Raw genomic sequence first — 13,587 nt, 5'->3', positions numbered from 1 at the left:
TCAAGAAATAGTTAAGAAACCTTTAAAATTCATTTTGAATAAAAAAACTAATAAATTAAATATCACTTACTTACAAAAAAAGATCATTTTTCTAATTTTCATACCCTGAGGTCTTGATGTGAATTTATATAAAAGCTAAAATTAGAATCCTTCAAAAATCCCCAATCCAAAGAGAGCAAAATCATATTTTACAGGGTCGGTTGGGTCAAGTAGCCTTAAGTTGAAATCTAGTTCATTTAGGGCTTTAGAATCATTTTGATTTCGAGTCAGTAAACCAAGTTTACGTGCAACGTTACCGGAATGCACATCCAATGGGCATGCTAATTTAGAAGGTGATATAGTTTTCCAAATGCCAAAATCAACCCCTTTATTATCATCTCTAATCATCCACCTCAAATACATATTGATCCTCTTCGAAACTGAGCCCTTAGATGGATTTGCCACATGTTTTCGGGTTCTGTCCAAATGAGGAATTTCAAAAAAGGCTTTATGAAGTTCATAAATAGCTGGCTGTAAAGAATCTTCTGTTTGATAAGAATCAAAGATAGCTTCTAGCCCACCTTTATTATTGTAGATGTATTTTAGTGCTTTAATAAAATGCATAAAGTCAACAGAATTAAACGTTCGATGTACAAATCCTTCCAATCGTTCCAGTTGATAATCGTTATGGTTCATTACAAAATCATAAGGTGAATCACCTAGTAAGTCCATCATTCGATGCCCGTTTTTTGTAATTATCGTTCTATTTCCCCATGCAATAGTTGAGGCAAGAAAACCAGCTATCTCAATATCTTCTTTTAAAGAATATCGATGAGGCACACTAATAGGGTCTGGGTTTATAAAATCAATCGTATTATATTGAAGTACTTTGGCATCCAAAAAATCTTTTAATTCTTCTTTACTTAATTTAACCATTTCTTTACTCATCCTTTATTTATTGCAAATTTAAGCTAAATAAGTAATTAATTTAATACTACCTTAATTACCTGTTTAAACATGTACCTAAGGTGGATGATTCGCCAAGACAATAAAGGAGTACATATAGGAATATAGAAAAGTATTTCACTAGCTTCATTATCCTGTCCCTTGGATGTGCATTCCGGTAACGTTGCACGAAAATTAGGAATACTGACCAAAAAACAAAATGATGAAAAAGCATTAGCCGAATTGGATTTAAAACTCCGTAAATTTGATCCAATTGATCCCGTAAAATATGATTTTGCGTTATTTGTATTAGGGGTTTTTGAGAATTTTTAACTAGTTAAAGCTCTTTATTTTCAAACATTTTAGTTATTTCATATTTATTCCTTTTAAATAAAATATAAAATAGCTTTTTATTTAAAAGGAATAAATATCTTTATAAAAACAATTCAATTATTTGGTAATAAACACCTTACTTATTCAGATTAGATTAGTACTAATCATGTCAGACTAAAATTGGTGGTTTTTTAAACTAAAACGCTAAAATGAATATAAAAACCCATAATACCAGACTTGATTATTTATTTCTATCTTTTGTTTTTAGTACTTCTTAACCAATACAATTTGATTAGTTATATAAAAGTCTTAATTTTAACTCTTTCTACGAAATGGAACACTATTTTATTAGTATCATTTTATTTCTTTTGATACTTTTTTTTCTGATATTAATTTCGATACTTATCCTAAACAAATTCTTGTATCATTTAGCTGTTCCTAAAATAAACATAGTCAAGACTAAAGCTGAGGATTTCTTGACTTCTTTGATTTTTTCCTCTTATGACGAAGTTGAACTAGCATCAAAAATTAACGATTTTAAAAAAGAAATTCCTTTTAAAAAAAAATGGTGTAAAAAAATCATATTGAATAGAATTATTTTTTTAAAACGCAATTTAAAGGGTGACATAACAAATACTTCACATTTTATTTATGAGCAATTTGATTTATTTAACCACACTCGTTCGCTTTTAAAAAGTAAAAAAAAATATTTGATTTGCCTTGGTATGTATCATTTAGAGGCACTAGAATACAATAAAGGAAAAAATTATGTAACCCCTTTTTTAAATCATAAAAACAAAACCCTAAATTCAAGTGCTTATTTAACATTGATTTCATTGCAACCAGAGAATTTAAATCTTTTATTAGATTACCCTAACTTAATTCTTTTAGCAGGAGAAATAAATTTGATGAATATTGTTCATCAAAAAAAGCTACCAATTCCTACAAAATTAAAAGATTGGATTCAATCAAAAAATCCTTCGATTGTAAAATTAGGAATAAAATTAATGTCATATTATAATTATACAAACGAAACTCAAGCCATTTTAAATCATCTAAAATCCGTAGATGAAAAAATAAGACACGAGGTTATAGTTGCTGTGAGACAATTATTTATACTTGATACCGAAAAAATTTTGATTGAACAATTTGATAAAGAAGACAAAAAAAATAAAATCGAAATTTTAAACACATTAGCTTCAATAGGCAGCGAGGAATCAGAACAATTCATCGCAAGTCTTTTAACAAAGTCCATTGATTCTGACATCAAACTGAAAGCTGTGTATAGTCTTTCAAAAATGAATTCAGTTTACTTTGAAAATAAATTTATTGAAAATCCAGAGATAAAAAAAATGATAAAACATGTAAAAATCCCTTCAATATGATGTTAAAAGAGCTATTAAAAGACTATGAACTGTTTGTCGCTGTTTTTTCAATAACATATATCATTTTTTATATCCTATTGGCTTTACTATCTTATTTTGCCATAAAAAAACATATTAACGCAAAATACTTTATTCACGATGATGTTCTTCTAAGATCCAATTATATTCCTGGAGTTTCGGTAGTAGCTCCCGCATTTAATGAAGGCGCAAATGTGGTTTTTAACGTAAAATCTTTACTATCCTTAAACTATCCTAAATATGAAGTGGTATTGGTTAACGATGGTAGTAGTGATGATACTTTAGAAAAGCTTATTAAGGAATTTGAATTAATTAAAGTAGATTTTTATTATCAGGAAAAAATTCCAACTAAAACTGTAAGAGGACATTATAAATCAACTAATCCTATATATTCGAAACTTTTGGTTGTTGATAAAGAAAATGGAAAAAGTAAAGCTGACGCATCAAATGCCGGAATAAATTCAACTAAATATCCTTTATTCCTATGCACAGATGTTGATTGTATATTAAAAAATGATACTCTAATAAAATTAGCAAAGCCTTTTATAGAAAGTGAAAGAAGAGTCATCGCAACAGGAGCGGGTATCCGAATTTCAAATTCTTGTGAGGTAAAAGAGGGGTTTCTTGTTAAAGTTCATTTCCCAAAAGGCTGGTATCCCAGATTTCAAGAACTTGAATATGTGCGAGCCTTTCTTTTTGGTAGAATGGCATGGAGTCAATTAAATAGTTTATTGTTGGTTTCAGGGGGTTTAGGGATGTTTGACAAGGAAATAGCTGTTGAAGCTGGTGGCTATTGGCATAAATCTTTAGGTGAGGATATGGAGCTTATCACGCGAATGAGAAAATATATGTATGAGAAAAAACTTGATTTTGCAGTAAAATACATCCCAGAATCCTTGTGTTGGACTGAAGTACCAGCAACCAGAGAAATATTGATCCGACAACGTGTACGATGGGCAAGAGGCCTAATTCAGACACTTAATCTACATAAGGATGTTTTTTTTAATCCAAAATACGGAAGAACTGCTTTTCTTATTTTTCCTTATTTTTTTACTTTCGAATTTTTGGTCCCCATTTTAGAGCTAATTGGAATTATCGTTTTAATACTATCCTTTATATTTCTGGATGTTAATTATGAATTATTCTTGTACTTAACTTTGGCAGTTTATTTTTTTTATCTTAATATCACGATAATATCTATTTTATTGGATGATCTTTTATACAAGCATTATTCCAGTATGAAAGAAATATTCATCCTCATTTTAACTGCAATTATAGAACCTATATTCTATCACCCAGTAAACGTTTACGCCTCATTAAAAGGGTATTATCATTTTTTTAGACAGAAAGAACAAGCATGGGGAAACATGGAAAGACAAGGTTTTAATATTGAAAAAAAAAATTAAAAATATGATTCAAAAAAATATCATTAGAACACTACTCATTGTATTACTATATTCAGGAACACTCTCAAACTATACTGTTTTTGCACAAAAAATTGATACTGATAGCCTATTGACTGAAGCCCTCCATGATGCATATAAAACTAGAAACTACAAATTAGCTTTAAAGAAATCACAATTAGGAATTAAACTGGCGCCCGATTATTTGGATTTCTATTTGCTATCAGGAAGGATTTATCAATTAACCCAAAAAAGGGATAGTGCTAGATTTTATTATAATTATGTAATTGAAAGAAACCCAAAATACGAAGAGGCTTTTTCTTATCTAATAAATATGGATTTAGAAGAAAAAAAATACAGGGAAGCCGAAATTTTGATTAACAAAGCAATCGAAGCACATCCAGAAAACAAGGCTTTTGATTATAATAAAATGACGATTTACCAATCTCAAAATGACGACAAAAAAGAATTTGATTATTTAAAAATTTTACAATTAAAATATCCTGATGATTCCGAATTAAAACAACGTGTTTTTAACTTAGACACTAAAAACAATTCGGAAAGAATTGGAATTAATTATAGCTATACAACATTTAACAGGAAAGCGTATGGCCCATGGCATTTAGGTAGCTTGCAATATATTAGACAACGCAATTGGGGTTCTTTGATTGGTAGAGTTAATTATTCAAACAGATACGCTTCGGGAAAAAGTCTTATTGATGGCGTCCAATATGAAGCGGAATCGTATCTTTTTACTGGAAAAAATAACTATTCCTATCTTGGAATGGCTTACAGTGAAAATCCAGTTTTTCCAAAATTAAAACTCGGCTATTCTTTTTTTCAAAACTTTAAAAAAGGATGGGAAGCTGATATGGGAATTCGATATGTAAAAACTCAAGATACTGAATTTACGACCGTAGTTATGGGAATTGGAAAATATGTTGGTTCGTTTTGGATTAATCTTAAATCCTATATACAAAGTGACCAAAACAATCTTTATCCTGCCTTCACGCTAAACACTAGATATTATTTCGACACACGCTTTGATTATGCATCCTTTAGCGCTGGTTATGGATCTTCTCCAGATGAAAGATCAACTTTAGGCCAATATGAACAAAGAATTTCTCTAAATTCTTATCGCATTGGCGGAGGATATTTTAAATTATTCAATGATCATTATATAACTGGTATTCAATTAACACTAAATAATCAAGAATATGCTCCAGATTTAAAACAAACCGAACTGGAACTCGCCTTGATGCTGCAATATAAATTCTAGAATATATATAAAAAGTACTTTAGTTTATTAGATTTTTTATTTCGCTTCAACTTAACTGAACCTGATATTCTGATATCTAAAAAAGCAGAAATTAAAAATTCAATTTATTGGTTGTCAGGACACACAAAAATAAGATTCGCCATTTTGTAACCTGAGCTTCTGTTTTTTTGGTATTTTAAATTTAAAAGACACACCAGTAAATAGCAATTCAATCACAAATCGGTTAAAAGAAAATCTTCTCCTTTTACTCCTATCAACTAATTTGATTTAGCGCAAAAAACTATTCTTATAATTTAAAGCGTACTATCTTCTTATAAAGAAATATTTTTTTATAAGAATAAACTTTCTTTTATTAAAAATAAAATACATTTAAGCGATTAAATTGACTTTTAGTCGATTAAACGCGTTTTATTTAGTTATATTTGATAGAGAAATTTGTTGACAAATTCAAACACTTATATTTTAAGTAAAATAATTATAGCAGCTTAAATAGATTTTACAGGTTTATAATTAAAAAAATAAAACAACTAATTAAAAGCAGTACAAACTTGTAAAAAAAACAAAACAAATAATAGTTATCTCATATAAAACGCCCCCAAAATGACGAATAACATAAAAAAAATATTAGTAATTGAAGACGATATTTTAATGGTAAAAATTTTAGAATTCATTCTGAGAAAAGAAGGATACGAATTGACAATTGCTAAAGACGGTATCGAAGGTATCGAAAAATTAAATTCAATGAATCCTGATATGGTGATTACAGATGTTATACTCCCTTTTAAATCTGGATTAGAAGTAATTAGTTGTGTAAAAGAAAATTTCATCCATATTCCTGTTATTGTGGTATCCTCAATGGGCGAAGAAGAAGGAACAGTATTGGAAGCATTCAACCTGGGTGCTGATGATTTTGTATCGAAACCATTCAATCCAAATGAGTTGAAAATTAGAGTAAAACGAATATTTGATAGAAATGAAATATTTCAACATACTATGAAAACTACCATAAGTGCATAATATACTTGGTTTGAAAGGCCGATTTAAAGTTAAAAATAAAAACAGTAGATTCTCTCATTGAAAGAATTTAAAAAACTGATAAAAGTTGGATTTATAAATTAATCCACAAATACAAGTGACTTCTCTTACGAATTATATCATTCCTTTCAAAAAGACTATCTTTGCATAAAATGTAAGCAAATGAGTACCTTCGAACAATTCAATCTCCCTAAATCAGTACAAAAATCAATAGACGATTTAGGATTTACAACACCTACTCCTATTCAGGAAAAAACTTTTTCTGTAATAATGTCAGGAAGAGACATGATGGGAATTGCACAAACCGGTACTGGTAAAACATTTGCCTACTTATTACCTTTATTAAAACTATATAAATTTACTCCAGGACATACCCCTAAAATAGTAATTTTAGTTCCTACGCGTGAGCTTGTAGTGCAAGTCGTGGAAGAAGTAGAAAAACTGACAAAATACATGTCAGTACGTACCGTTGGTATTTTTGGAGGTGTCAACATTAATACTCAAAAAACAACCGTTTATAAAGGTTGTGACATCCTAGTGGGAACTCCAGGAAGAATCATGGATTTAACGCTAGATAATGTGATTCGTTTTGAAGAAATGCAAAAGCTTGTAATCGATGAATTTGATGAAATGCTTAATTTAGGTTTCCGTACCCAATTGACATCTATTTTGGCCATGATGCCAAAAAAACGTCAAAACATTTTATTTTCGGCAACTATGACCGATGAAGTAGATGCTATTTTGAATGATTATTTTGATTATCCACAAGAAGTTACGCTTTCGGCATCAGGAACTCCATTGGAAAATATCAAACAAATTAGCTATAAAGTTCCAAATTTCAATACCAAAATAAACCTTCTAAAACACTTATTGCAAAACAACGAAGACATGAGTCGTGTTTTGGTATTTGTTAATAATAAGAAGATTTCTGATATGGTTCACGAACGTATCGAAGAGGATTTTGAAGGTCAGTTTGGTGTAATTCACTCGAATAAATCTCAAAATTATCGTTTAAGTACAATGGCTTCCTTTCAAGAAGGAAATTTACGGGGCTTGATTACCACCGATATTATGGCAAGAGGTTTGGATATTTCTAATATCACGCATGTTATCAACTTTGAAATGCCTGAAATGCCTGAATTGTATATGCACAGAATTGGTAGAACTGGTCGTGCCGATGCAACAGGAACAGCAATAAGTCTTATCGCACCTCGTGAAGAAGAATCCAAAGTGGAAATAGAAGTGCTGATGAATATGGAGTTGGAAACTGAACCTTTCCCTGAAACAGTAGAATTATCATCGAAATTAATCGAACCTGAAAAAGACAGACAGCCGATTAAGTTTATGATGAAAAAACAAAAACTTGAAGGCGATGGAGCTTTTCAAGAGAAAAGTAAAAAGAATAAGAAAGTCAATTTAGGTGGGCCAGGTGTTACCAAGAAAAAAACACACGGCTCTGTGAATAGAAATATGCTAAAAACCAGAGATAAAAAGAGAAAAGACAAGAATAAATAAAAAATTTAAAAGGCTAAAAATGAGACTCGTTTTTAGCCTTTTTTTTTCATTTTTAAGTTTAATGCTTTGTAAAAACCAAACAAACCGGAGAACACAAAGCTATTCTTCTGCCCGTATCAGTAAGCGCTCCTGTAGTTAAGTTTCTTTTAAAAACAACTACATCATTCGAATATTGATGCGCTACCAAAAGAAATTTTCCAGTGGGATCAATCGCAAAATTCCTAGGTCCTTTTCCCAAAGTACTCATTTGTCCTTTCGATAGTAATTTTCCGTTTTTTAGAATTTTAAAAATTGAAATACTATTTGCTTCACCCCTGTTTGTTGCATATAAAAAATTTCCGTCAGGCGAAATATGAATGTCCGCAGAACTGAAAGTTCCTTTAAAATCTTTAGCTAAAATGGTAGTTTCGTCTATTTTTTTTAATAGTCCATTTGAATAACTGAAAACTGTAAGTGCTCCGTCTAATTCTTGCAATAAATAAACAAACTTTCCGTCTTTACTAAACGTTAGATGTCTTGGTCCACTTCCTGATTTCACTGAAATACTATCTTTAATTTTCAAAATTTCCGTTTCAGCGTTCGGATTGTATTGGTAAGAATACACTTTATCATTCCCTAAATCATTAGACAAAATAAACTTTCTATCTGGAGAAAAATAAACCATGTGCACGTGCGGACTTTTCTGTCTTTGTACATTAATTCCTTTTCCGTAATGCTGTATTACTTGCTTAGCTTCAGCAATACTCCCATCGGTGTTTTTACCAAAAACTGAAATATTTCCCCCCGAATAATTGGCAACAATTACATTTTTATCATCATTAATAATATAACAAGGATCCGCTCCTTTGGAACTTTGTTTGTTAATTAAATTTAATTTTCCACTTGAAGGATTAAAGTCAAAAGAACTTACCGTACTTTCAGCTCCATTTTCATTTACTGAATAAACATACTTATTATTTTTCGAAACGGTCAAATAACTTGGGTTTACAACATTATCAGTAGTATTTATAAGATTAAAACCACCCATATTTGCATCAAAATCATAGGTGTAAATTCCTTTACTCTCACAACTGTTAGTATAAGTTCCTATTAGCAAATTGAATTTGTTTTTTTGTGCTTGCACGCTTGTTAAAATGAAAATTAAAAGAAGAACAACATACGAATTTTTCATGTTTTTAAATTTTATTGAAAAGCTAAAATACATAAATATTTTATAATCAATGTCAATTGTTTTTTGATATGAAAAATTATACCAACTTCAAACAAAACTGTCAACTAATTTGTATTTTTGAATACTAAATTCAATGAACTCCATTGAAAATATAATCCAGTGAAGTAAAATTGAAATAAAAATGCACTTTAAACATCCCGAAATTTTATACTTTCTATTCTTATTGATTGTACCAATTTTGGTTCATTTATTTCAATTGCGCCGTTTCAAAAAAGAATATTTCACAAATGTTCGTTTCTTAAAAACACTTTCGATACAAACCAGAAAAAGCTCCAAAATCAAAAAATGGTTGCTCCTCGCCTGTCGTTTATTATTGCTTACTTGTATTATTATAGCATTTTCGCAACCTTTTTTGGATTCAAAAGACAGTAAAAACGCCACTAATGAATTGTATATTGTTTTGGATAATTCCTTTAGTATGCAAGCCAAAGGAAAAAAAGGCGAATTGCTAAAACGAGCGGTTCAGGAATTACTGGAAGAAACACCAGAAAATGTAAATTTTTCTTTGCTTACTAATTCTGAAAATTATTGGAACACGGATATAAAATCGGTTCGAAGTTCTTTACAAAACCTTAAATATAGCGCTGCTCCTTTTCAGTTGGACAATATAATGACAAAAATAAAAGCGCATAAATCGGCTTTTAAAAAAGACATTATTATCATTACGGACGCTATAGGACTTGATAAAAAACAATTAAAAAATAGTGACGCAACTAATCCTTCGCAATTCATAATCCCAAAAGCAGAACAAAAAAACAACGTTTCCATTGACAGCGTTTTCATGAATAAAACACTCGATAATTTTTATGAAATCAGTGTCCAATTATCCGCTTATGGCGAAAATTTCTATCCAATTCCTATTTCTTTATATAATGACAAAAAGCTTATTGCGAAGACGATCGTAGCATTAGACCCACAGAAAAAAACGCTGACTTTTACGATTCCAAAACAAGCTTTTCATGGATATGTTTCCATAGTTGATAATGGCTTAAGTTATGATAACACTTTATTTTTTAGCATTTCAAAAACAAAAAAAACTAATATCATCAGCATTGGCGAACTAGAAAAAAGCAACTTTCTTTCTCGAATTTATACCAATGAGGAATTCAATTTTAATAATTATACTTTAGGGGTACTGGATTACAACAAATTGGAAGAGCAAAATATGATTATTTTAAATGAATTGGATGAAATTCCACAAGCGCTTCAAACCACTTTAAAATCTTTTGTCGAAAAAGGCGGGGATTTAATTGTGATTCCTTCGGCTGTGGCTTCGGTTGCTAATTTGAATTCATTTTTGATGAATTTTGGAAACCTAAAATTCAATGCTTTGGAAAATAAAGAAAAACTGATTACAAAAATCAATTTTAATCATCCCATATTCAACACTGTTTTCGAAAATAAAGTCACTAATTTTCAATATCCAAAGACAAAAAGTTCATTTGGTTTATCCAGCTCAAGTCCTGCCGCTTTATCCTATGAAGACCAAAGTATTTTCCTAACTTCATTAGCCAATTCGGTTGCTGCAGTTTTTATTTTTTCAGCACCAATTAACACGGCAAATTCAAACTTCCAACAATCGCCATTGATTGTACCAACCTTTTATAAAATGGCGATGAGCAATCAAAACAATGCCATAAGTGCTTTGATAATAGGAAACAGTACTCCACATCTGACAGATGTTTCTTTAAACAAAGATGATATTTTAACGGTTAAAGGTTCAGACGAACAATTTATTCCTATTCAACAAATTTTGAATAATAAAGTGCGACTGATTTTCAATGATTATCCGGAACAAGCTGGGAATTATAGTATTTACAATAAAAAAGAGTGGATAGAAAACATCAGTTTTAATTATAATAGAACCGAAAGTGATTTGGCTACAGCCAATGAAAATCTCCTTTCTAATTATAAAACAATCGATTCAGTAACTACATTTTTTGACACTTTACAAACTGACAGAACCGATAATCAAATTTGGAAATGGTTTCTTATCTTTGCACTGTTATTTCTAATAACCGAAATGGCAATTATACGATTCGTAAAGTAAAAAACGAAGGTCAAATAATTAAAAAATCAACATGAAATGAGCATGACCGTAATTTGGTCGTAAAAGCTAATACAACTATGCGAATTCCATATTCCATTTAAAAACAAATATTATCTACATATGAAATTAATCATCAGAGAAGCAAAAATTATCGATTCGAAAAGTCCTTTTCATAACAAGACAGTAGATATTTTAATTGTTGATGGTTTTATAAAAAAAATAGGAACTTCTATTCCTAATTTAGAAAAAACAGACGAAGTAAAACTGGATAACTTACATGTTTCCCAAGGCTGGTTTGACAGTAGTGTTTCGCTTGGAGAACCTGGTTTTGAAGATAGAGAAACCATTTCAAACGGGCTTGATGTAGCTGCCAAAAGCGGTTTTACTGCAATAGCCTTACAATCCAACTCCTTCCCTGTTATTGACAATCAATCCCAAGTGAATTTTGTGGTAAACAAAGCACATGGATTTGCAACAGAACTTTTCCCAATAGGCTCTTTAACAAAAGGAAGTGAAGGAAAAGACATGGCTGAATTATATGATATGAAAAAAGCGGGTGCAATTGCTTTTGGAGATTATAATAAAAGTCTTGACAATGCCAATTTGCTAAAAATTACCTTACAATACGTACAGGATTTTGACGGTTTAGTTATTGCATTTACACAAGATCGCAATATAAAAGGAAACGGGGTAGCTAATGAAGGTATTGTTTCTACCCGATTAGGTTTGAAAGGAATTCCAAATCTAGCCGAAGAATTACAAATTGCTAGAAATTTATTTCTGTTAGAATACACTGGTGGAAAATTACACATTCCAACTATTTCAACTAAAAAATCAGTTCAATTAATCAAAGAAGCGAAAGCTAATGGACTAAATGTGACCTGTAGTGTAGCGGTCCATAATTTAGTTTTAACCGATGAAAAACTGGAAGAATTCGATACAAGATATAAAGTTTCACCACCGTTGAGAACAGAAACCGATAGAAAAGCATTGTTGAAAGGGATAAAAGACGGAACGATCGATATGATCACATCCGACCACAATCCGATTGACATCGAACATAAAAAAATGGAGTTTGATACCGCCAAAAATGGAACAATTGGACTAGAAAGTGCTTTTGGTGCTTTGATGACAGTACTGCCATTAGAAACAGTGATAGAGAAATTGACATCCGGAAAATCTAGGTTTGGTATTGATATACAAACCATTAATGAAGGTTCAAAAGCTAACATTACCCTATTCAACCCGGAACCAAAAAGCATTTTTACAAAATCATCCATTTTATCGAAATCGAAAAATTCCGCTTTCTTGGGAGCAGAAATAAAAGGAAAAGTTCACGGGATTTTGAATCAAGGAAAATTAATTTTAGCATAAATAAAAAAAACCGCACAAACCTCAAGGTGAGCACAAATAAAAATGAATAATACTACCGAAACAGGAAAAACTGCCGCCATAACAAGTTATATTTTAGGAATTGGCGTGTTTATAGCGATGTCTATGAACTCTGAAGATAAAAATGCGTTTGCTTCTTTTCACATCCGTCAAGGACTGGGACTCACATTAACTTTTATATCCTTGGGATTAATCATCAGCAATTTTGACAGCTTAATGATTTCTGCGCCTATGTGGATTTTTGTATTCGTTTTATGGTCCTATGGGATTACCAGTGCTATAAAAGGCGAAACAAAACCGGTTCCTTTATTAGGGACTTATTTCCAAAAATGGCTTAAAAACATATCATAACAAAATGAATTTATCTTTAGAATATAAAATACGAGAACCTAAAATAAAATTAGACAAAAATCCACTTTTACTTTTATTACATGGTTACGGCAGCAATGAGGAAGACTTATTTTCGTTTGCAACCGAACTTCCTGATGAATATTACATCATTTCAGCAAGGGCTCCATATAACATGCAATATGGCGCTTATGCTTGGTATGCTATCAATTTTGATGCAGATGAAAACAAATTTTCAGATCACGAACAAGCAAAAATTTCAAGAGATTTAATTGCTCAATTTATCGACGAATTAATTGAAACCTATCCTATAGATTCTAAAAACGTTACTTTGGTTGGCTTCAGCCAAGGCTCGATTTTAAGTTATGCAATAGCGTTATCGCATCCTGATAAAGTGCAAAGAGTCGTTGCGTTGAGCGGTTATGTAAGCGAACCTATTTTAGAAGAGAGTTACTTACGAAACGATCTTACAAAACTTAAAATATTCCATTCGCATGGCACTGCAGATCAAGTAATTCCTATAGAATGGGCAAGAAAAACAAAACCTTTTTTGGAGAAATTAGGCATTGATTCTACCTGCAAAGAATATCCTGTAGGTCATGGCGTAGCACCACAAAATTTTTACGATTTCAAGAATTGGCTTCTTGAAAATTAATTTTTTGTTTTCAGTCGCA

11 protein-coding genes and 1 pseudogene are annotated in these 13,587 nt (G+C 30.8%); 10 read left to right on the top strand and 2 right to left on the bottom strand.

From position 1 onward, the window contains the following. Window positions 1–141: 141 nt before the first annotated feature. Window positions 142–927 (bottom strand): TIGR02757 family protein, encoded by a 786-nt coding sequence (locus ACM55G_RS10135; RefSeq protein WP_416843806.1) that lies wholly within the window; start codon window positions 925–927, stop codon window positions 142–144. A 63-nt stretch (window positions 928–990) separates the two neighbouring features. Here ACM55G_RS10135 and ACM55G_RS10130 point away from each other — a divergent pair. From ACM55G_RS10130 to ACM55G_RS10105, 6 genes and pseudogenes are all read left to right on the top strand, one after another. Continuing rightward, window positions 991–1,257 (top strand): annotated as a pseudogene (locus ACM55G_RS10130) (DUF2400 family protein); the annotation flags it as partial. Between the two features lie 476 nt (window positions 1,258–1,733). Beyond that, window positions 1,734–2,642, top strand: a complete 909-nt coding sequence (locus tag ACM55G_RS10125; protein WP_416843805.1) for a HEAT repeat domain-containing protein — start codon at window positions 1,734–1,736, stop codon at window positions 2,640–2,642. Beyond that, window positions 2,639–4,066: a glycosyltransferase family 2 protein gene (locus ACM55G_RS10120; RefSeq protein WP_416843804.1), complete on the top strand. Its 1,428-nt coding sequence runs from the start codon at window positions 2,639–2,641 to the stop codon at window positions 4,064–4,066. The genes ACM55G_RS10125 and ACM55G_RS10120 overlap by 4 nt, the downstream gene beginning before the upstream one ends. Window positions 4,067–4,070: 4 nt before the next feature. Next, window positions 4,071–5,342, top strand: a complete 1,272-nt coding sequence (locus ACM55G_RS10115; protein ID WP_416843803.1) for a YaiO family outer membrane beta-barrel protein — start codon at window positions 4,071–4,073, stop codon at window positions 5,340–5,342. Window positions 5,343–5,942: 600 nt separating this feature from the next. Beyond that, window positions 5,943–6,359, top strand: coding sequence for a response regulator transcription factor (locus ACM55G_RS10110; RefSeq protein WP_416843802.1), 417 nt, complete (start codon window positions 5,943–5,945; stop codon window positions 6,357–6,359). A gap of 180 nt (window positions 6,360–6,539) precedes the next feature. Then, window positions 6,540–7,892, top strand: coding sequence for a DEAD/DEAH box helicase (locus ACM55G_RS10105; RefSeq protein WP_416843801.1), 1,353 nt, complete (start codon window positions 6,540–6,542; stop codon window positions 7,890–7,892). Between the two features lie 58 nt (window positions 7,893–7,950). Here the strand turns inward: ACM55G_RS10105 and ACM55G_RS10100 are convergent, their stop codons facing one another. Further along, the gene (locus ACM55G_RS10100; RefSeq protein WP_416843800.1) at window positions 7,951–9,063 is read right to left on the bottom strand and encodes a lactonase family protein; all 1,113 of its coding nucleotides are present in this window, start codon (window positions 9,061–9,063) and stop codon (window positions 7,951–7,953) included. A 181-nt stretch (window positions 9,064–9,244) separates the two neighbouring features. On the opposite strand from ACM55G_RS10100, the gene ACM55G_RS10095 reads away from it, so the two are divergent. The 4 genes from ACM55G_RS10095 (at window position 9,245) to ACM55G_RS10080 (ending at window position 13,568) form a co-directional block, all read left to right on the top strand. Next, window positions 9,245–11,173, top strand: coding sequence for a BatA domain-containing protein (locus ACM55G_RS10095; RefSeq protein WP_416843799.1), 1,929 nt, complete (start codon window positions 9,245–9,247; stop codon window positions 11,171–11,173). Window positions 11,174–11,293: 120 nt separating this feature from the next. After that, on the top strand, window positions 11,294–12,547 hold the full coding sequence (locus ACM55G_RS10090) for a dihydroorotase (RefSeq protein ID WP_416843798.1): 1,254 nt from the start codon (window positions 11,294–11,296) through the stop codon (window positions 12,545–12,547). Between the two features lie 42 nt (window positions 12,548–12,589). Then, window positions 12,590–12,916 (top strand): hypothetical protein, encoded by a 327-nt coding sequence (locus tag ACM55G_RS10085; protein WP_282715226.1) that lies wholly within the window; start codon window positions 12,590–12,592, stop codon window positions 12,914–12,916. A gap of 4 nt (window positions 12,917–12,920) precedes the next feature. Further along, complete coding sequence (locus tag ACM55G_RS10080) at window positions 12,921–13,568, top strand: alpha/beta hydrolase (protein ID WP_416843797.1); 648 nt, start codon at window positions 12,921–12,923, stop codon at window positions 13,566–13,568. Window positions 13,569–13,587: the final 19 nt, after the last annotated feature.

The sequence above is a fragment of the Flavobacterium algoriphilum genome (assembly GCF_048158655.1).
GTDB lineage: Bacteria > Bacteroidota > Bacteroidia > Flavobacteriales > Flavobacteriaceae > Flavobacterium > Flavobacterium algoriphilum.
The sequence above is the reverse complement of the archived record's forward strand: the minus strand, read 5'-3'. Positions and strand labels throughout refer to the sequence as shown.

What these genes read in the sequence shown, in the direction of transcription:
- ACM55G_RS10080 (WP_416843797.1), top strand. Translation starts at nt 12,921, where the DNA reads ATGAATTTATCTTTAGAATATAAAATACGAGAACCTAAAATAAAATTA.
- ACM55G_RS10085 (WP_282715226.1), top strand. Translation starts at nt 12,590, where the DNA reads ATGAATAATACTACCGAAACAGGAAAAACTGCCGCCATAACAAGTTAT.
- ACM55G_RS10115 (WP_416843803.1), top strand. Translation starts at nt 4,071, where the DNA reads ATGATTCAAAAAAATATCATTAGAACACTACTCATTGTATTACTATAT.
- ACM55G_RS10120 (WP_416843804.1), top strand. Translation starts at nt 2,639, where the DNA reads ATGATGTTAAAAGAGCTATTAAAAGACTATGAACTGTTTGTCGCTGTT.
- ACM55G_RS10095 (WP_416843799.1), top strand. Translation starts at nt 9,245, where the DNA reads ATGCACTTTAAACATCCCGAAATTTTATACTTTCTATTCTTATTGATT.
- ACM55G_RS10100 (WP_416843800.1), bottom strand. Translation starts at nt 9,063, where the DNA reads ATGAAAAATTCGTATGTTGTTCTTCTTTTAATTTTCATTTTAACAAGC.
- ACM55G_RS10105 (WP_416843801.1), top strand. Translation starts at nt 6,540, where the DNA reads ATGAGTACCTTCGAACAATTCAATCTCCCTAAATCAGTACAAAAATCA.
- ACM55G_RS10110 (WP_416843802.1), top strand. Translation starts at nt 5,943, where the DNA reads ATGACGAATAACATAAAAAAAATATTAGTAATTGAAGACGATATTTTA.
- ACM55G_RS10090 (WP_416843798.1), top strand. Translation starts at nt 11,294, where the DNA reads ATGAAATTAATCATCAGAGAAGCAAAAATTATCGATTCGAAAAGTCCT.
- ACM55G_RS10135 (WP_416843806.1), bottom strand. Translation starts at nt 927, where the DNA reads ATGAGTAAAGAAATGGTTAAATTAAGTAAAGAAGAATTAAAAGATTTT.